The sequence below is a fragment of the Streptomyces sp. NPDC047453 genome (assembly GCF_040643155.1).
Classification (GTDB): domain Bacteria; phylum Actinomycetota; class Actinomycetes; order Streptomycetales; family Streptomycetaceae; genus Streptomyces.
This window is the reverse complement of the sequence record NZ_JBEYTS010000002.1, coordinates 155,357-175,167: the sequence shown is the minus strand read 5'-3', so window position 1 is coordinate 175,167 and position 19,811 is coordinate 155,357. Positions and strand designations below refer to the sequence as shown.

Here is a 19,811-nt window from a genome sequence, read left to right as displayed (position 1 = left end):
TTCGGGTCAGGGCCGGACGTGGTCGCTGCGTGCTTCCAGCCCCTCCCGGGAGAGGGTGAAGTTCTGCTGGAACGAGCCCGGGCGCAGGTTGTGGGTGACGGACTTGACGTAGTAGTCGCCGTCGTAGGCCCGGCCGGCGCCGCGTACGCCGACGAGCCGGCGCGGCTGGAGGAGGTAGCCGTGCCGGTTGACGTCGAGCGAGCCGGAGCCGGAGATGACGTCCGCGGAGACCGCGGCCCTGGCGAGGAGTTCGGCCTCGGCCTGCTCACGCTGCTGCTTGGCGGTGCCTGCGAGGGTCTTGCGTTTGAGGGCGGGGGTGGGCCGCCTGCCCAGGGGCGGCCGCATGGGGCTGATCGGCGGTTGGGGCAGGAGCGTGGACTGGCGGGTGCCCGGGTCCTGCCAGCGCGCCTGCGGCTCCTCCCGTGCGGTTCCGTCGTAGGCGAAGGTCAACTGGTCCACGGTGGACTGGGCGTCCATGTTGACGTTGAGGGCGTGCTGGCGCCGGCCGAGCCGCACTTCGGGGCCCCAACGGGCTGCGGACTGGCCCGGGTTGGGGCCCGGCTCCAGATAGAAGGTGTAGCCGTTGGCGCGGGCGAGCTCCGTGACGTACTGCAGGTCCGTGCCCGTCTGGTAGTGGACGCGGAGGTCCTGGTGCGGCGGCTGGGCGACCTTCTCCTGGTAGACATCCGGCCGGACGCCGTAGTCGGAGTACCGGCGCAGGATGGCGAGGACCCGCTCGGACGGGGGCAGGTTGGGGTAGCGGGCCGTGCGCTCCTCCAGGTCCATGAGCAGCGTCAGGTCCTCGCCCGTGACGGTGAGGGTGGAGTGGCCGGGGACGTTGCTGGCGCCGACCTCCTGCCGGACGATCAGTCCGTCGAACAGCACCTCGGGCGTGCCGCGGACGCTGACGGTGAGGATGACGCGCGTCTTCGGGTCGAAGAACCCCTCGGGCAGCAGCCGTTGGTTGATCAGCCCGTTCTTGGTGAGGTCGAAGGCGAACTGGAACCCGCTGCGCTCGCCCGCGGTGGCGGTGATCTGCGCGGACAGCAGAGCCTCGGCGACCTCGACGGGAACCGGGCGGGCGAGCGTGGACCCCATGAGGAACTGGATGTGGACGGGGCCCTGCCCCACGGGCTGTTCAGACACGCCGCTCTCCACGCGGGAACCCGCCGGCGAGCGGGATGCCGATGACGCGTCCCGCATTGTCCGTCAACTCCCGTGGGTCGAGTACCGGGTTGCTGTCGGCGATCCGCCACCACTGGCCGGAGTCGCCCAGAAAGCGCTGACCGAGCAGATCGGGCCGCTCTCCGGCGCCGACGACGTGCGGCTCGGTCTCCTCGTCGAGCGGAGGCAGCAAGCGCCGCTTGGTGTACCGGACTTCGGTGCCGTCGGCACGCCGGTGCACGCCGATCTCGGCGTCGTGATAGCGGCTGGTACGCGGGTAGGGGTGCGCGCCCGGTATGGAGTCCAGGGCGCTCTCGTAGGGCTCGGTCCCGGCCATGTCGTCCTCCTCAGCCCCTTCCGGTCACTGGATCGGCGCCGCCGAGTCCGAGGGCGCCCAGGCTGCCGCCCCGGGCCGCGGCGGCAAGCCGCTCCTTCTGCGCCAGGTGCGCCATGTACAGGTCGGCACCGCGGTGCCCTGCGGGCAGGTCGCTCACGGTCAGGATCTTCATCCCGATACTGAGCGAGGCCCGGATCGGATTGAGGTTGACGTCGAAAGCCGACTCGTTGACGGACAGCTCGGTGAGCCGCACGGGCATGACCCGCTTGCTCCCCCAGGTGAACAGCGTCAACGGCATCTCGATCGGGCTGATCTCGATGGCGCCCTTCCGCGTCAGCTTGCTCGCGGCCCGCAACTGCGCTGTGGTCGGCTGCACCAGCATCTCGAGGGTGGCGAGCTGCGGGTGGATCCCGTCGGGCGCGGCGATCTCCAGCTGATCGGTGGCATCGATCTCGGCGGTGAACTTCCAGGTCTCCTGGGCGGGGCCCTTGAGCCGTAATGCCTCGTTCCGGTCCCCACTCCCGGCACCTCCGCCGCCGGCGTCGCCGCCGTCTCCGGCGGACTGGGGGGAGATGCTGCGTTCCAGGGTGTCCGGGTTGAACTGCAGCACGATGACGCGCTGGGGGGTGCCGCGTTCGGGGTCGACGACGACTATGCCGGAGCGGATGGGTTTGGGGATGTTGGCATAGCGGGTCACAGTAGGCCAACTCTCATGTGGTCAGGAGCCATGCAGGGCGCTGTCCCGGAGTTCGGACACGGAGTGCTCTTCATCGGATTCCGGCCTCGTCGTAGGTCGCCAGCATGTTCCTCGCATCGTCACGAAGCTCTTCCACCGGGTCGCTTTCGGCGACACTTTCAAGAAGTGGGCGGTAGCGCCAATCGGGCGTGTAGCTGGTGGCGTAAATGGCAGCCTCGCGTACGTCTTCCGCGGGGTCCCGCAATGCCGCCATGATCCTCTCCTGACCCTCCGTGTCGACTCTTTGCGTAGAGGCCAGTGCCAGCATGAGAAGCATTCCCGCCCGCTCTTCCGCATTGCTCGAACTGTCATACTGGGCGAGCAACTGCTCTCGGGGCCAGAAGTTCAAATGCTGCTCGGCATGCTCACAGAAGGCTTGGCACTGATCACGGTAGCCAGCGGTCACGTAGACATAGGAACAACCGGTCGCGTCATCCTCAGCGTAATGAAGATTCACCGTGGACGAGATCCTCCAGGTGATCTCGGGCACCCTGTCGTCGTTCGTGGGCATCTCTTCAATCAGCGGCCAACCATAGGCTTCTGCGTACTCGGCGACCTCGTTCCTCGCGGCCTGCATGGCCTGGAGTACGAGACGACGGGATCGGTGATCATAGTGTGACATTAGTGCTCTCCAGGTCTGCCAAGAACTTCTTCGCAGAAGGAACTTCCTTGGCGTTCACAGCGTAGATCTCATGGATCCTCTTTCTAATTTCCAGGATAAGCCGCCTTTCCCGCTCCTCCTTACTCACGGAGTCGCCGATCTTCAGGTCCTTGAGAGAGTTCAGCCACGTCCTGATCATCGCTATCTCACGCTGCGCCAACTTGTCGGCATCGAGTACGTACTTGTACGTCGGCATCGACTCCTGGATCCGGGACTTGTTGAGATATTTTTGCGTCTTCCTCGCCTTGTCCGGCGCGCCCTCAGGGGACATCGGGGCCATGTCCACTGCTTCCTGGAGACTCATTTCGCCACGGGCAGCGAGGTCGAGCGCCATTGCGTGAGTGGCCAGGGCACCGATGTTGCGGTGACCTTCCTGGTGAACGATCCAGGTGTTCACTTCGGCGGCGAGGGCGGGATGCATGCCCTGTGGGGCCCGGCCAGCCAGCATGGAAACCGCGTCCTGGGCTATCTGTTGCTCGTTGCCCGTGTCTCGAAGGATCTCCTTGAACTCCTCGTAACTGACCCCCTTGGGCTTCCGAGTTTCGGGATGAGTGACATCCACCAACCTGTTCCGTATTCCGGCATCGGTGGTCGGATTCCGCAACTGTCTTCTGTTTCGCGCCTTGAAACGGCGACGAACTTCCAGAGCCGCTTCCTTGATCTTTGCGGAATCGTATTGGATAGTATCCGACTTGAGACCCGGCTGATGTTTCCGGCCGCGCACGGCCGCCTGCACTTCGCCGCCACGTGCACCGGCTTCCACGCGTATCCGATGTTCCTCGCCGGCCTGGGATTCCGTATCACCCTTGGGAGATGCCTCATGGGCTCGCGCCCCGTCCGTGCCGAGGTTTGCATTTTCTCCCACCCGGGTTATCTCTTCGCCTATTTTTCGAATGGCTCGGAGCAGCCGATCGGCTTCTATCTCCACGCCTGCCACGTCAAGGGTCTTGCCCAGGACGACCGTGTCCTCGGGATTCAGACGCGCTCGGATGGAGAAGCGGTTCGCGCCATCGACGGTGAGCGAAGTGAGACGGTGCCACAACCGCATACCACCGAGCGTGCCCTTCAGCACGACTCCGTCGACCCCCTTAGTCAGAAGTCCGTTCAGTTTGGGACGGATCTTCGCGACGATCCTGCGGAGTCGGGCTTCCTTGGATTCCGGTGAGTCTTCTTCCTTCTTGCGGCGGTCCTTCTTGTTCTGCTTCTCCTTGTGAGGGTCCTTGCCCTTCGGCTTCCGGCCTCCGTCGTCCCCCTTGCCCTGGTTCGGCTTCTTGGGGCGGCCCTCGTCGTCCTTGTCGCGTTTCGGCTTGCGGGGGTCCTTCTCGCCGTCCTTGGTGTGCTTCGGCTTGCGGGGATCGTCGGTGCCGTCCTTGGACCTCCGGCCGTCCCCGTCCTTGTGGTCCTTGTGGTCCTTGTGGTCCTTGTGGTCCTTCGGTTTGCCGGAGCCGTCCCTGTCCGGCTTGGGCCTGTTCGGGTCCTGTTCCCTCGGGCGGTTCGGGGTCTCGTCGGGGCGGCGGCGGTCCTGGCGGCGGTCGTTCCCCCTCGGTCGTGCCGAATCGCCCTCGTCCCTCGGGCGCGTCGAGTCGTGTTCGTCCCTCGGGCGGTTACGGGTCGGCGTCTCGTCCTTCGGGCGTGAGAGGGCCTCCCGGTCCGGGCGCGGGCGGTCCGGGCGCGGGCGGGTGGTCGCCGGTGTGGCCGGGCGGTCGGGCTCGGGGCGGGGGCGGGGGCGGGCGGGGCGGCCCGGGCCCGCGGGGGGTCGGTCCGACGTCGGGCCGGTCGGGCCCGGACGGTTGGTGCCTGGCCTGGGCTTGGCCGGGGTCTTCGGGGTCGCGGCCGAGGCCGGCTCGGTCCTGGGCCCCTTGCGGTCGCTGTCCGTCCTGGGCCCGCCACGGTCCTCGTCCGTCCTCGGCCTGCCGCCCGGCTCGTCCGCGGCCCCGGCCTTGGGTCCCCGGTCGCCGCCCCGGCCGCCGCGTCCGGCCAGCTTCGCCGCCACGCCCCTCAGGCGACGCCCCACCTTCGCGACGTACTTGCCGATCCCGTTCAGCAGGGCCTGGTACAGAACCTCCAGCAGGGCCACGACACCCGCCGCGACCGCCTTGGCGAAGAGGATGCCGGCACCGCCGATGCGGACTGCCTTGAGCCAGGACAGGACCGCGCCGAGTGAGCTGAGGATGGCGCTCAAGGCGCCCCACGCCGTACGGATCGCGTCGATGACGGCCATGACCCAGCCGGCGCCGGGGATCAGTTTCGCGACGACCTTCGTCATCACCAACTCGCCGATGATGAGCGGGAGTTGAGGGACCACGGCGTCCCAGGCCTCCTTGACGATCTGCTCCAGGGCGAAGCCGCCCTTGATCAGCTTGTCGATGATCGCCTTGGGGACGCCGATGATCTCCTGGATCTTCTCCTGGAACCAGGCCTTGACGGCCGAGGACACCTCGCGGAAGAGGTGGTTCTTCGCGCCGTCCACCGCGGAGTTCTTCGCGCCGCCGAGCCAACCGCCCGGGTCCGAGAGGAAGTCGACCGCGATCATCATCCAGGCGCCCAGCGCGCTCAGGAGCTTCGACGCGAACTCCAGGACCGATTTCACCGCCGCGACAACCGCCTTGAGCGCCGCCTGGAGCGCCTTCTTCAGGATGTCCAGGATGCTGCTGAGCAACTTGCCGATGGCGTCGAGGAGGTCGGAGACAGCCTGCTTCAGCGCCCGGGCGAGACGGTTGACGAGGGCGATCGCCGCCGAGATCAGACTCATGATGAACTTGCGGATCCTGGCGGCGAGTTCGACCACCGCTCGCACCATCGCCAGCGCGAACTCGATCAGGTCCTTGATGAGGTTCTTGATCGCGTCGACGATGCTCTTGCGGGCGTCGTTGATCCAGCGCTCGACCGTGTCCTTGAAGTTCTTGATGAAGCCGATGACCGCGTCGCGGGCCGCCCGGATGACCCGGACGATCGCGTTCTTGATCTCGATGACCTTCTGCTTGATCCAGTCGAAGGCCTTGCTGACCCAGTTGCCCGAGTCCTTGACAGCGCCGTCGCGCTTGTTGTCCGCGTCGCGTTCGGCCTTGTCACTCTCGTCCTGGATCTTCTTGTCGCTGCCCGTTTTCTCCTTGTCGACGTCGTCGTCGGTCTTCTTCTCCTGGTCCTCGACGTCCTTGCGGACCTTGTCGTGCCGCTCGCTCTTCTTGTCGCCGAGGGAGTTGAGCTGCTCGTCCTGCTCCTTGCGCCAGTCCTCGCGCTGGGCGGTGACGTCGCCCATGGCCTTCTCGCGCTCGCCGGCCTGCGTCTTGGTGTTCGCCGCGATCTCGGCGTCGACCTTCTGCTTGTGCTGGGCCTGCGAGTCGCGGGTGTCGCGGTCCTTGGCCTGCCGGCCCTCGGACATTGCCTTCGTACCGTCGCTGAACGCCGCCTGGAACTGCGGGCCCCGGTCGTGCTCCGCCACCTCGGAGGCGGCCTCCGGCGGTACGGCGCCGGTGACCCCGCCGCTCTCGACCGCCCCGCCCCGGCCGCCCCGTGCGCCGGGCACCTTGGCGGTCATCTTCTCCTTGGGAGCATCGGGGTAGACCTGGTCCTCGCCCATCCCCCGGCCGGCATCGTCCCGGGCCGTCCCGATCGTCTCCTGGCCCTTGGCGTCGACATGGCCGTCCTGCTCCCCGGCCGTCTGTTCCGCCGCGCCCTTCATGTCGACGCCCGGCGCGTTGCCGGCCTGGGCCTGCTTGAGGGCCTCGTCCTTCGTCGGGAGTCCCGCGAACTTGGCGGCCAGCGCCTGCGGATCCACGACCGGCTTGTCGGCGCCGAAGAGGCTCGCGACCCCGTTCACGATCTTGCCGCCGATGAAGCCCAGGGCCATCTTGAAGGTGTCCCAGCCCCCGGGCTCCTCGGCCTTCTCCGCCTCGATCTGGCCCTGAGGCTCCTTGGCGCCCGTGACCTCGGCGTTCTTCTGTTCCGCTGCCTGGGCTTCCTGGGGCTTGTCCTGCGAGTACTCGGCCGGGGTGTCGGCCTTCGGCTTGCCCTCCAGCGTCCGCGGCGCGCCCGCCGGGCGCTGCATCGACGGCGGGGCGGACGCGAGTGCCTTGTGCTCGTCGCCGACGGAGCGATCCACCGCGCCGCCGACGCCGCCCATGGACTGAAGTGCCTTGTGCGGCTTGAGTTTCGAGGCCGTCGCCAGGCCCGCCTCCGGGGAGACCCCGGAGAGGTTCGGGACCGGGGCGGAGTCCTTCTTGCCCTTGCCCCGAGCTGGAGCGGCACCTCCGCCTCCGCCGCCCCCGCCGGCGCTCCGGGAAACTCCCCCTGTGGCCGCCTTCGGCGCCGGCACCGGCGCCGACTCCGGCTCGGCCGGCGATTCCGTGGCCGTCTTCACGGGCGCCGGTGCCGGCTTCGCCGCGGCGGGAGCAGGGGCGGCCTGGGGCTTCCGCGCCGCTGCCTCCGTACGGGCATGCGGTGCCGTACGGGTCTCGTGGGCCGGTGCCTCGCCCGCCCCGGCCTCATGCGACGCACCGGACGCCGCGGAGGCTCCGGACGGCGCGCCCGGCGCCGTGGACCCGCCCGCGACGGCTGACGCGTTCTGCACGGCCTGCGCGGCCCCGGCGCCCTGCGCGCCCTCCGCCTCCCGTCCGGCGGGCTCGGCCGAGACGGCACCCGCGCCCGGCTCCTTCGCCTGGGCGTCCCCCTGCGCCGACTGGCCGCCGGTCGACTTCTGAGACTCCTTTTCCTGACCGCCGGCGCCCTTGTCGCCAGCGGCGGCGGTGCCCTTCTCCTCCTTGGCGGCCGCTTCCCCGACCGCGCCGCCGCCCTCGGACAGCCCTTCGGCCCTGCCCGGCGCCTCCTGCACCGTGGTCTGCGCGCCGACGGGACCCGCCTTGGGGTCGTCGCCGCTCTTGGGGTCCCGGGTGCCCGACACCTGCGGCGCCGCGGCGGCCCGTTCCAGCGCGAGACCGTCCGGTCCGGCACCGCTGTCCGGACCGCCCTCGGTCTCCTTCGCCGAGGGCCCCGGCTCCGGCTCCACGTCGGGCTCGGCCGCTGCGTCGTCGGGCTCGGCCGTCGCGTCCTCGGCGTCCTCCGCGTCCCGTTCGGCCTGTACCCGCTCCGCCTTGGTGGGCGGCGGGGCGGGGAAGGACGGGACCGGCTGGGCCGCGGACGCGGTGGGGTCGAGCTTGTCCGCGGTCGGCACAGCGGACACGTCGAGGTCCTGCGGGGGTACGAAGTCGTCCGGCTGGAGCTTGACGTCCCAGGCGCTCGACTCCCCTCCCCCGATCTCGACCTCCGACTCGCTGCCGGAGCCGAAGGGGTCGTCGTCGGTCTGCTGCTCCGGTCCGTCGATGTCCCGGCCGCGCTTGCCGTCGAGGGTGCTGAACCGGCCCGGGAGCCGGGCCTCCGTGCCGGAGGCGGTCGGCGAGCCGGCGGGCTTCTCCGGCCCGCGCCGGTCCTGCCGCTTCGGCTGCTGTCCGGCCACAGCGGCCTCGGCCGCGCCCGGGCGGTTCTCCGCCGCGGACTCTTCCTTGCTCGCGGCCGGCGTCTGTGTCTGCTCGGTCTGCTCCTGGCCGCCCGAGTCCGCTTTCTCCCCCTGCTCCTGGCCCGCCGATGCCGCGGATTGCGTGTCACCCTGCTGACCGCCGCCCGAGGAGCCGCCGGAGACGGAGGACGGCACTGCCTGCTCCTGCTGGGCGGGGGCTGCCGCCGCTCCCGGCGCCGTCGCCGTGCCCTGCCCCCGTGCCCCCGATGCCGTGGCCGAGCCCTGTCCGGAGCCCGGTCCCTTCGCCCCCGGCACCTTCTCCTGCGCGCGGCGCGGCGCGCCCCCGCCCTGCGGCGTGGTCCCGTGCTCCGGCGTGCCGCCGTTCTGCGGAGTGCTGCCTGCTGCGCCCTGGTCGACGGCCCGTTCCTTCTCCGGTCCCGGCGCGATGCCCGGCCGCTCCTCCTCGGCCCGTCGCTGCTCCTCCGTCCGCACGGCGTTCTCGCGTTCGGTGCGCACCTGCTCGGCCACGTCGGGCTCGGTCTCCGGGGCGTCGTGCGCGTTGACTTCCAGATCCTGGGCATGGTCGTCGTACGCCTCGACCTCGTCGACGAGGTCGAGCACCCGGTCGTGCTCCGGGGCGAGCAGCCGGTTCTCCAGGCGGACGAGAACGCCGTCGAGCAATTCCTCGGGAAGCCGGGCGAGTTGTTTGCGGGTCCGCTGGGACAGGTCCTCCGGGTCGCCGCGCAAAGAGCGTATGACCGAGTTGGCGAGCCGGTCGAGCAGGGTCGCCGGGTCCATCGCCTCCGTGCGGTTGCGGTCGGCGTCGACGGTGGCGTAGCGCAGCCAGCCGGGGGTGGCCTGGTCCTCCGCCACCTGGGGCGCGGACTCCTCGGGGCCGGCCGTGGACGGGCGTACGAGGTCCTGGGCGGCCGACTCGGCCTCTCGCTCGATCGCCTGCTGCGGCACACTGACCGCGCCCTGCTCACGTCCGGCCCGCAGCGCCCCCAGGCCGTGCGGGTTCTGCACGGTGTGCAGCAGCTCGTGGGCGAGGAGGCGGCGCCCCTCGTCGGTACCCGGCTTGAAGGCGCCCTCGCTGAAGAGGATGTCCTGGCCGACAGCCACGGCGTCGGCGCCGAGCAGCTGGGTGAGCTGTCCGGCGTCCCGTCCGGTGTGCAGGCGTACCCGGCTCAGGTCGTGGCCGAGCTGCTCCTCCAGCTCGCGCCGGATGCCGGGGTCGAGGGGCTGGCCGGCGCCGCTGACGATGTTCTTCGGCTCAGGGGCGCGGGACTTGGCGGCCCGCTCCTTCCGCTTGCGGCGACGCTGTTCGGCGGACTGCTGTGCGCCGGCGTCCTGGGTCCGGGAGCTCATCGGGTCACCTGCCCGTGGCCGCTGAGCCCTTCGTGGACCGCGCGGGCCAGCTCTTGGCCGAGGCGGCGGGCCGACAGTCCGGCGGGCAGCGGGGCGAGGCCGGTGAGCGCGTCCACGGTCACGGCGCCGTTCGCTGCCAGCGGCACACCGTGCTGCCCTACCAGGCGCGCGAGTTCACGCTCGAACGCGGCCGAGACGCGGGCCGGGTCCGCCTGGAAGCCGTCCAGCGCCAGCTCGCCGATCTCCACGCGGATCGCCGACGGTGGCCTGTTCACACCCATCCGCGCACCTCCGCGGGTGTCAGTGAGCGCTCCAGCTTGAGGTACTCGGTGCGCGCGGCCGCGAGCATGTGCCGCATCTGCAGCCGGTCGCCCTCCTCGGCGGCGAGGAACGCCCCGGACAGGGCGATGTTGCGGATCGAGCCGCCGGCGACGGTGAGCCGGGCCAGCAGGTCAGGGTCGATGTCCTTCACCGGTGCCTGCGGCGGCAGGACGCGGCGCCAGATCTCGGCGCGTTCGTGCTCGGCCGGGAAGGGGAAGTCGACCACGAAGCGGATGCGCCGCAGGAAGGCCGTGTCGAGGGCCTGCTTCATGTTGGTGGTGAGGATGGCGAGGCCCCGGTAGGCCTCCATCCGCATCAGCAGATAGCTGACTTCGAGGTTGGCGTATCGGTCGTGGCTGTCCTTGACCTCGCTGCGTTTGCCGAAGAGGGCGTCGGCCTCGTCGAACAGCAGCAGGGCGCCGCCGCGTTCGGCGGCGTCGAAGACACGGCGCAGGTTCTTCTCGGTCTCGCCGATGTACTTGCTGACGACCTGGGAGAGGTCCACGACGAACAGGTCCAGGCCGAGTTCCCCCGCCATGACCTCGGCCGCAAGGGTCTTGCCGGTGCCGGAGCCGCCCGCGAACAGGGCGGTGACGCCGAGGCCGCGGCGCAGGGTCGCGGCGAAGCCCCACTCCTGGTGGACGGTCGGCCGCTGCCGCACGTGCGCGACGATCTCCCGCAGGACGGCCGTCTGCCGTTCGTGCAGGACGAGGTCGTCCCAGCCGGCCCGCGGCTCGATCCGGCGGCCGAGTTCGTCCATGCCGATCCGGGCCTCGTCAAGACCGGCCCGCCAGGCGAGTTCGGCGGCGTCCGCCTCGTCCTCGTGGGGCAGCCGGCGGCCCACGGCGGCGGCAGCAGAGCGCACGACGTGCGGCGGCAGCTGGAACTGCGCGACCAGAGAACGCAGTTCGCCGTCGTCGAGGTCGGCCACTTCGCCGAACGCGTCCGCCCAGAGGGCGATTTGCTCATCGTCGCCCAGAGGCGGCACGGGCACGCGCGTGCCGTGCGGGCGCCCCGTGCGCAGCGGGTCCTCGCTGGAGACGACGACGGGTACCGCGGCTCCGCTCAGGAACGCCTCGGTGGCCGCGCGCTGGTCGCGGTCCAGGTCCCCGGCCTCCACCATCAGGGCGGCGGGCAACAGGATCGCCTCCCGCTGCCACAGCCGGGCCAGCCGGTCGCGTTCGACGGGGTCGGCCGGCACGTCCTCGGCCCTCATCGCGTAGAGGCCGAGTCCGCAGCGGGCGGCCGCGGTGGCGGCGACCTCGGCGCGGCTGCGCAGGTCGCCGCCGGTCACCTCGACCAGCAGCGGCGCGTCGAGGCTGCGCCCCTCCTCCGTCCAGCCCTCGGCGAGCCGGCCGGCGGCCAGGTCGTAGGAGGGCGGCAGCGTGTCGGGGGCCGTGGTGCGGCGGAGCCGGCCGTGGAGCCGGGCGTCGAGATAGGGCGAGCCGAGCAGGAAGTGCAGGATGCGCTCGTCCAGCCGGAGCCGGGAGACGGTCAGCCGGGTCTCGTCCTCGAGTTCGACGATCCGCCAGCGCCTGAGCGGTGCCACGGGGGTGAGTGCGCTCCAGTGCGGTTCGTCGAGCGCGGCGAGGGCGAGCGAGAAGGTGGGGTACGCCCGCTGCGGAGCGCCGGCAGCCGCCGCGCACCGGGCGGCGGTGGTGGGCTCGAGTTCGTCGGCGGCGGTGAGCAGGACGAGGTCGCGTTCGAAAGGGGTGAGTCCGAAGAGGGCGACGAGCGCGTCGAGCGGGGTGGTGGTACCGGGCACGAGTACGACGGCCGTGCCGGGGTCGGCGGTCTGCTGTTCGGTGGCGCGTGCCGCGTGGGCGTCGACGCGGGCCAGGACGCGCCGGATCCCGGCGGTCAGCGCCGTGCCGTCGCCCGTGTCCGGTGTGCTCTGCCCGCTCATGCCCATCTGTTCACCCGCCCCCCTTCGTGTCGCTCATGCCGACTCAGTTCTCCGTGCTCTCGGCGCCGTCCGCGCCCTTCCCGCCGTTCCTGCCGCTGCCGCCGCGTCCGCCGTCGGTCTTCCGGGCGGATGGCTGCGCCGGCTTGGCCGCCCGGGGCGTGCTCTTGCGGGCGCGCGCGGGCGTCTTCGCGGGGGTTTTCGCAGCGATCTTCCCGGGGGCTTTCGCAGGGGTCTTCGCCGCGCTCTTGGCCCCGGCCTCGGCCGCCCTCTTCGGGGCGGGCTCCTTGGCTTCGGTCTGCTCACGGCTTGCCGGCGCGCGGCTCCCCTCCTCCCGGCTCGCCCCGGCCGACGTCTCGGTGGGCCGGGTCCCGGCCCGCGGCGGGATCGGCGCTCCCGGCGCGCCGAACGGGAGCACGCGTACCTCGGGCCGTTCGACCGGCTTGGCCGGAACCGGCGTCTCGAGGCCGTCGATGAGGACGAGGGAGGCCTGGTAGACGACGGACAGGGCGTAGGGGGTCTGGTAGAGCATCCCCCACAGCTTCGACGTCTCGTCGACGTCCATCACGGTCGGCGTGAACCGCACCCGCTGGGCCGCCTCCGCGAGGTTGCTTCCTGCCAAGTACGGTCTTTCACCGGCGAGTTCGATGACGTCCTTGGGCAGGATCGGTATCTCGTGCAGGGTGCGCACCACCGAACCGATGAGCCGCTGCCCGACCAGCTCGGTCTCGTCGCCGTACGCGCTGATCACGTAGTGCAGGTCGAGCGCCGCGGTGGCCCGGCGCACCAGCGTGCCGTCGGCGGCGCGGGTCGGCAGGTCGTTGTTGCGCTGCGAGGTGTTGGGGGTGACCTGGTAGAGGAAGACGGAGATGGTGGGGTCCGTCGGCGGCTCGGCGGGCGGTTTGCGCGGCTCCACCTTGACGGCCATGTCGATCTCCGGCTGCAGGTGGGACTCGATCAGCAGGGCGAGAGCCTGGCTGACATGGGCGATGGCGAGTGCGTTGCTCACGGCGTCAGCTCCCCGGTTCCTGGCGTGTCGCTCGTACTGCCCCTCGTTTCGTTGTCACTGCCGCGCGGTTCACTCGCGCCCCCGGGTCAGGTAGTCCGCCAGGCTGAGGGTCGTGCCCGGCCGCTCGGCGGGGCGGGCGCTCGGCCGTGCCCCGTTCCGCGAGGACGGCTGGCCGGCCGTCACCTCGAGTCGGCCGATCTGCACCTGCACCACCTGCTCGGGCGCACGCCCGGACCGGCGTGCGGCGGCGTGTCGTGCGGCGGTGCGGGCCGCCGTCGTGTCCGCGGCGCTGGGGCTCGGTGCCGTGGGCACGACGACGGCGGGAGCGGCGCCGGCGCCCAGGGGGGCTGGGGCGGACGCCGCGGATCGGTCCACGCTCGTTTCCGGGCCTTGTCGCCCGGAGTTGCGCGGACCGGTCCGAGACACCGGGAGCGGCCCGGCCGCGGGGGGCGCGGCGACGGGGCGCAGCAGCGGTGCCTCGATCAGGGCGGCCGGGGCGGGTCGCGCCGCCTCCGGTTCCGCGGGGGCCCGTTCGGTGTGTACGACGGTCCGTTCGCGTTCCGTGTGCCGCCGGATCTCGGCGGCGGGCCGTGGCCCGTCCCGGTCGGGCACGGCTGCGGGGGTGGCGGGCGGCCACGCCGTGGCGTCGGCGGCGTGCGGCTCCGGGGTACTGGCCCGGACCGCCTCGACGCGTTCGAACGGCCCGGGCAGCCGCGGCCGCACCCGGACGGTGTCCGATGACGCGACGGCGTGCCGGGCGATCAGCCGGTCGAGGAAGTCGGGCTCCGGCGCGGGCGCCCGGGAGGGGTCGGACACATGGGAGTCAGACATCCGCACACAGCTCCAGGTAGTAGCGGCGCCGCAGCGGGCTGAGCGCCAGGATCTCCGGCTCGCTCCAGCCGTAGGCGGTGGCGAGCAGATGGACGTCGAGGAGCACCTCCCGTGCCCAGGCGTCGAGTTCGGTCCACAGGTAGGAGACGATGTCGAGTTCGGCCCGGGTGGCCGTGCCGCACTCGGGGCAGCCGGCGTTCAGCGTCACGTCGGAGCCCGGGTCGGCGGCCTCGACGGCCTCGGCGATCCGCCGTTGCACCGGCGCCGGAAGGGCGTCGGCGGTGCGGGGCGTGCCGTCGTGGACCGCCGAGACCAGACAGCCGGCGAGCAGCGCGGCGCGCGGGTCGGCGGCCCGGGCCGCGGTCGTCAGGTCGGCCGCGGCGGGCAGCCGGAAGGTGACGTCCCAGCCGTCCTCCGTCAGCCGTACGACCGGCTGTCCGGGTTTGGCGAGGGACCTGGCGAACTCCCCTGCGTCCAGTTCGAACTCCATGTCCGTGCCGCACGCGTGGCACTCCAGCCGTACCTGCATCCGCTCCCCGAACAGGGCGCGGCGCAGGGCGAACAGGTCGGACTCGCGCTCGCCCAGCGGTACGGCGGGCAGCGTCGCGGCGTCGAGGTCCGGGCGCGCCGTGCCGTGCAGCAGCAGGGCACGCCCGGCGCGCGCCTCGGCGAGCCCCGCCTCCCAGGTGGCCAGCAGCCCGGCCGCCCCGGTGATCGCCATGTGTTCCCCCCGGGTCCCCTCACCTCACCTCGCGTCGAATCAGGCCGGGTTGAGGAACGAGGGCTCCTCGGGCTCGGGCACCTCGTAGTCCCGTTCCCAGCCCTCGCACTCCAGTTTCAGGCTCTGGATCGCCACCGCGTTGGCGTTGGCGTCCAGTTCGCCGAGCACCTGGTACTCGCTGGGCCAGGTCCGGTAGAGCTTGTGCGAGACGGCAACCTGTCCGGCCTCGTTGAGGACCTGTATGACGATGTCCTTGCGGAAGTCGGCGAGGGACACCTCGGAGCCGAGCCCGGCTCCGACCTGCCAGACCTTGTTGGCCCAGCGGTCGAACTCGGGGTCGTGGGTGACCCCGCGCTCCAGGGTGATGCCCTCGAACTCGGAGCGCCCGGGCGACTTGCGCGGGGAGGAGGGGTCGCCACCGTGCCGGTGCTTGACGACCTCGGTGGTCCGCTTCAGCGGACTGATCTTGCTGATGCCGGCGACCGTACGACCGTCCCACAGGACCAGGAACTTGAAGTTCTTGTAGGGGTCGAAACGATGGGCGTTGACGGTGAACTCTGCCATCGGATTCCTTCAGCTCTCCAAGATTCCCGCGGGACTACAGCTCGAACTGGCCGGATGTCTGCTGAATTTTGACGATCACGAACTCCGCCGGGCGGACCGGTGCGATGCCGACCAGGACGTTCACGATCCCGTTCGCGATGTCCTCGTCGGTCGTGGTGTCGCTGTCGCACTTGACGAAGTAGGCCTCGCGCGGGGTGCCGCCCTTGAAGGCGCCCTGCCGGAACAGCGTGTGCAGGAACGAGGAGGCACTGAGCCGGATCTGCTGCCACAGGTTCTCGTCGTTGGGTTCGAACACCACCCACTGCAGGCCGCGTTGCAGGCTCTCCTCGACGTGCAGGGCGAGCCGCCGTACAGGAACGTACTTCCACTCGCTGCCGAGCGCGTCGGAGCCCTCCAGCGTGCGGGCGCCCCAGACAGTCGGGCCGGTCAGCGGGAAGCTGCGCAGGCAGTTGACTCCGAGCGGGTTGAGCAGCCCGGTCTCGCGGTCGGTCAGGTCGACGGTGAGCGAGTGGACGCCGGCGAGCCGTGCCTCGGTGCCGGCCGGGGCCTTCCAGACGCCGCGCTCGGAATCGGTGCGCGCGATGACACCCGCGACCGCGCCGGAGGGCGGGAAGGAGCGCAGCCGCCCGGTGAGCGGGTCGGTGAGCTGAAGGTGCGGGAAGTACAAAGCCGCGTGGTTGCCGCGTACGGCGTCGAAGGCGGCGAGTCCGGCGCGTGCCGTGTCCACGCTGACCCAGGTGCCCGGCGCGTCGACGAGCAGGAAGATCCGCCGCTCCTGGCACAGCCGCTGGGCGGCGGAGACAACGGTGACGGCATCCTCGGACTTCTCGTAGGCGGCCAGTTCGGGCAGCACGAGCAGGTTGACGTCGGCCACCCCGCGCAGCGCCTGGATGCCGGTCTTGTCGGCCTCGGAGCCGATGAGGTCGCGCGGGCCGGGAGCCTCGCCGTCCTCGCCGCCGGCCAGCGGGAACACGGGCGGGTTGACGGAGGCTTCCAGGCCGAGGTCGTTGGCGCACTCGCCGAGGAAGCGGACGACGTCCTCGGGGTCGGTGGAGCCTGCGACCACCTGGACTCGGCGGCTGAAGGGGGTGACCTGGACGCCGGAGAAGGCATGCTTGCCCGGTGCGTCGGGCAGAGCGCGCAGCTTGCGTTCCAGGAGCAGGGCCAGCCCGGTCACGGAGGTCGGGACCTCGCCGTCGGAGTCGGGGTCGTAGAGCGTGAACTCGCGCTCCACGTCACCGATCTTGACGGTGAGGTCGACGGCCAGGTCGGGCAGGTCGTCCCCGAAGGGCTTGGAGACGGTGCCGGAGGGGTCGGGGCGGCCCTCGCCGACCGCCTCGACGCGTATCAGCCGGGAACCGGCGTTGACGACGGTCTGGACGAAGCGGCCGCCCGCTGGGTCCATGGACAGACCGGTGAAACTCTCCCTGGCCTCGCCCTTGGCGTCGTACACGCGCAGGTTGAATGTTTCGTCGGGGCACGGCGTGTCGTGGTCGACGGCGACGCGCAGGCCGTTGCCCCAGACCCCGGGCTCCTTGGCGTGTACCTCGAGGACCTTGCTCGCGCTGCGGCCCTCGGTGGACTTCAGGGTGACGCAGGAGGCCTTGCCGCTGCCGGCCTTGGTGACGCGAACGATCACGGCGACGGTGCCGCCGTTGCCGAAGAACTGATGGACGGCGTAGCCGACGGCGCTGCGCGCGCTCAGACCGCCGAAGCGGCGCTCGAAATCCGCGAAGCTGGTGACGCGTACCGGCTCGTTGAGCGGACCGCGCCGGGTGTGACCCACAAAGGCGGTCACCGACGTGGTCAGGGTCGAGATGGTGCGGGTACTGCTGGGAAGCTCTTCGACGTAGACGCCGGGGTACGTCGGCTTGGCGGCGCTCACCGCGCTCATCGGCTTTCCCCCTCCTATCCCTGCCTCGGGCACCGGACAAAGGCACCAAGAGAAAGGCGGAGGGGAGAGATGATCCGGTTCGGTGCGGCAAACGGCCCCGCGCGACCGGCCGGTCGACGGTGGACGAGCGCACCGCATCAGTTCCCCCGTCAACGCCCGGACGGTTGGCCGCCCGAGTCAAGCAAGTCGCTTGTGACTCCTGATGCTCAAGTACTCAACCCACCTTGTTGCGCATGGAGTTGGCCAACAAGGCGGCTTTCAGCCACGCCAAGAGAAGGTTGGGTGAAGGTCAATTCCGGGTAATCGCGCATCGTGCCCGCGCGCCCTCGACAGTAGGTCCACAGAATTCGCACAGGCGGTGTCGAGCGGTACGACCACCCTGTCCCGGCATGCCCGGAACCCGGGAATCACCGCGGCGCCCGCCCCCAGCTCGCCGCGCCTCCTCGACCCCTCCCCCGGTCGTACACAATCCACAGTGGCGCAATCCGCAGGTGTACCCGGTCCGGGCCGCACCCCCCGGACGCCGGAGGTCGCCACCAGCGGCCCGCGCTCAAGTTCCTGCCACTTGATCACCACGGTGCGGGGAGGCACGCACGGGGTGGGTCACACGCAAACCCGGCCTCCGTGCGCTCGGCGTCTCCGTCCTGAGCCACGACCGCGCCGCCCCGTCCATCGCAGCACCCACCCACCACAGCCGCTGCCCGGGCTCCTGCAGTTCCGCACCGCCCCGACCAACGCCGCCCACGAGTTGCCGATCGCACTGCCTACCGGCGCCTGCCAAAACGGTTCCGGAATGGGGACGTGGCCACAGACGGAGGGTCGCACACGAGCTGTTACGTGATGAATCGGTCAGTATCGAATCTCGATGAGGCGGCCCTCCACGTCCGGCTCAGGCACCATGGGAACCCGCTCTGCGATCCCGAGCGCGATCCGGTGCGCCGACCAGGCGGCGGAGCGGCGTCGAGTACGTCGTCCACGGCGACCCGATCGGCCTCTCCGAGCTCGTCCGGGAGCACGAGTCCCGCCTCGGCCAGAAGCGCGCGGCGCAGGTTTTGGCCGCGCCAGGTCTTCTTGGCGTAGGCCAGTGGCACCCCGCCGGCCAAGGCATAGAAGGACACCTCGGTGTGCACCTCGTGAATGCGCTCATCGGCGAGCCAGCACGCCCGAGCCTCGAGAAGTTTCGGTGCCAGCGCCCACGCCTGCCGGCTCAGCCGACTCCCGGTGAGCTCCTGGCACCGGTTTGCGGCTGCCGGATAATCAGGCTCCTGCCATGCGGGCCTTGGCGCGATGAGGAAAACGCTGCTGCGTCGCGTTCCCAGCAGCGCCTTGGCCGCGAGATCAGCGGCACGCCAGCCCCTCTCGCCAAGACCCAGCGGCATGTCCACCGCGATCGCCGCTACCGCACCGGCACGCTCGATCAGCGTATCGAGGGATACGGCCACCAGACTTCCCGCGTACGCGCCACCGGTGAGCCGGATACCCACCCACCCCTGCTTACCGCAGGCGTCGATCCCCAGGACGTCCATCCCATCCCCAAACCGACTCGAACCGAAAGGTACCGGCCCGTCCACCGTCGGCAACGGGCGGGACGGCAGCTGTGGCGGGTCGAACACGCAGCTTCTGCCACCCAGGATGCGGTGGGGTGCGCCGTGGCGCCAAGGACCCGGATCCGGCGGCCGGCGTGACGACTGGCAGTCCGCATTGGGCGGTCCTGCCTGGACCAGGATCGCCCGACTGGGCCGAACCGACAGCGACGGTGCAGGACGACGACCGGAACTCCATGCTGGCGTTGTAACCGTGCAGCGCTGCGACTGCGGCAAGACCACCCGGCCTCCGACGCCACGCTGAAGCTCGACGACCGCCTCGGCGGCGTCCTCCACGAGTAGGCACACGCCGCATGAGCCGCACGGACCGGATTGTGGGCGTGGTTACCGCACGTCGTAGGCGCGCTTGATGGTCTGGGTGACCGCGTTGCCGTCGGCGTCGGTGAAGGTGGCCTTCATCGTGACCTGCTTGCCGGAGGCGCCGGTGTGGTCGAGGACGGCCGTCCACTTGCCGTCCTGCTGCTCGGTCGGCGCCTGGGTCCAGGTGATGCCGTCGTCGTAGGAGTAGGACAGCGAGGCCGCCTTGATCGCGCCCGGGGTGTACCCCGCGTGGCCCTCGACCGACAGACCCACCCTGATGCCGCTCCGCGCCGACAGGGTGTTCAGGCCGTCCACCGGTATGTCGTACGCCGGGAAGAGGATCGGCAGGCCGCGCGAGTAGACGTCCGGCTCCCGGTGGGAGCGGAAGCTCCAGGTGGTGGTGACGGCGGTGGAGCGCAGCCAGTTCCGGTCCGAGGACGGGATCTTCTCCAGGTTCTGCGTGAGCTCGTACGCGGAGTCCTCGTCCGGCACGCTGAAGGCCGCGTACGGCCAGGCACTGGTGGCGATCTGCTCACCGTTGCGCTTCAGCCTCAGGTAGCCGAGGTCGCCGAACGACCCGCCGTAGGACCAGTGGTCGCCGGATGTGTCGAGCCAGAGGCCGGTCTGGATGCCGATCAGGTTGCCCTGCCGCTCGGCGGCCAGCATCAGGTTGCCGTCGGCGTCGCGTGGTGCGGCCGGCCGCAGGGGGCCGCCGTACCACTCCTCAGCGCTCCGCTGTCCGGCCTGGTAGGTGCGCTCGTGGTCGCCCATGAACGCGGCAGTTGCCCCGCGACAAGCTCGAGCACCGCCTGAGCACCCAGAGGACGTGCGTGCCGGCGTCATCGAGCGACCTGGTCGACAAACTAGGGCATGATCGCTTGCGCCCACCCGGATACGCTCGTCCGCCGCCTACGAACCCTGCTCGGGGCGGTGTGCGCGCTCCCAA

Annotated in this window: 14 protein-coding genes; all 14 read right to left on the bottom strand. The window is 70.8% G+C overall.

From position 1 onward, the window contains the following. Window positions 1–6: 6 nt before the first annotated feature. A complete protein-coding gene (locus ABZ818_RS03180) occupies window positions 7–1,146 on the bottom strand; it encodes a hypothetical protein (RefSeq protein WP_361409953.1) in 1,140 nt (379 codons plus the stop codon). Then, window positions 1,139–1,501: a hypothetical protein gene (locus ABZ818_RS03175; RefSeq protein ID WP_361409950.1), complete on the bottom strand. Its 363-nt coding sequence runs from the start codon at window positions 1,499–1,501 to the stop codon at window positions 1,139–1,141. The genes ABZ818_RS03180 and ABZ818_RS03175 overlap by 8 nt, the downstream gene beginning before the upstream one ends. Before the next feature lie 10 nt (window positions 1,502–1,511). Continuing rightward, complete coding sequence (locus tag ABZ818_RS03170) at window positions 1,512–2,198, bottom strand: hypothetical protein (protein WP_361409947.1); 687 nt, start codon at window positions 2,196–2,198, stop codon at window positions 1,512–1,514. A gap of 70 nt (window positions 2,199–2,268) precedes the next feature. After that, window positions 2,269–2,814, bottom strand: coding sequence for a HEAT repeat domain-containing protein (locus ABZ818_RS03165; RefSeq protein ID WP_361409945.1), 546 nt, complete (start codon window positions 2,812–2,814; stop codon window positions 2,269–2,271). Window positions 2,815–2,845: 31 nt separating this feature from the next. Further along, on the bottom strand, window positions 2,846–9,718 hold the full coding sequence (locus ABZ818_RS03160; RefSeq protein WP_361409943.1) for a DUF4157 domain-containing protein: 6,873 nt from the start codon (window positions 9,716–9,718) through the stop codon (window positions 2,846–2,848). Further along, window positions 9,715–9,999, bottom strand: a complete 285-nt coding sequence (locus ABZ818_RS03155; protein ID WP_361409940.1) for a hypothetical protein — start codon at window positions 9,997–9,999, stop codon at window positions 9,715–9,717. Before ABZ818_RS03155 ends, ABZ818_RS03160 begins: the two co-directional genes overlap by 4 nt. Further along, window positions 9,990–11,945, bottom strand: coding sequence for an ATP-binding protein (locus ABZ818_RS03150; RefSeq protein ID WP_361409937.1), 1,956 nt, complete (start codon window positions 11,943–11,945; stop codon window positions 9,990–9,992). Before ABZ818_RS03150 ends, ABZ818_RS03155 begins: the two co-directional genes overlap by 10 nt. Before the next feature lie 43 nt (window positions 11,946–11,988). After that, window positions 11,989–12,951, bottom strand: coding sequence for a Pvc16 family protein (locus ABZ818_RS03145; RefSeq protein WP_361409934.1), 963 nt, complete (start codon window positions 12,949–12,951; stop codon window positions 11,989–11,991). Between the two features lie 69 nt (window positions 12,952–13,020). Further along, window positions 13,021–13,782: a hypothetical protein gene (locus tag ABZ818_RS03140; protein WP_361409931.1), complete on the bottom strand. Its 762-nt coding sequence runs from the start codon at window positions 13,780–13,782 to the stop codon at window positions 13,021–13,023. After that, a complete protein-coding gene (locus ABZ818_RS03135; RefSeq protein WP_361409928.1) occupies window positions 13,775–14,503 on the bottom strand; it encodes a hypothetical protein in 729 nt (242 codons plus the stop codon). Before ABZ818_RS03135 ends, ABZ818_RS03140 begins: the two co-directional genes overlap by 8 nt. A 39-nt stretch (window positions 14,504–14,542) precedes the next feature. Then, window positions 14,543–15,067: a phage tail protein gene (locus ABZ818_RS03130; protein WP_004003113.1), complete on the bottom strand. Its 525-nt coding sequence runs from the start codon at window positions 15,065–15,067 to the stop codon at window positions 14,543–14,545. 34 nt (window positions 15,068–15,101) lie between these two features. Then, window positions 15,102–16,961, bottom strand: coding sequence for a phage tail sheath subtilisin-like domain-containing protein (locus ABZ818_RS03125; protein WP_361409925.1), 1,860 nt, complete (start codon window positions 16,959–16,961; stop codon window positions 15,102–15,104). An 833-nt stretch (window positions 16,962–17,794) separates the two neighbouring features. Beyond that, window positions 17,795–18,487, bottom strand: a complete 693-nt coding sequence (locus ABZ818_RS03120) for a DUF429 domain-containing protein (protein WP_361409922.1) — start codon at window positions 18,485–18,487, stop codon at window positions 17,795–17,797. 402 nt (window positions 18,488–18,889) lie between these two features. Further along, a complete protein-coding gene (locus ABZ818_RS03115) occupies window positions 18,890–19,636 on the bottom strand; it encodes a hypothetical protein (protein ID WP_361409919.1) in 747 nt (248 codons plus the stop codon). Window positions 19,637–19,811 lie beyond the last annotated feature (175 nt).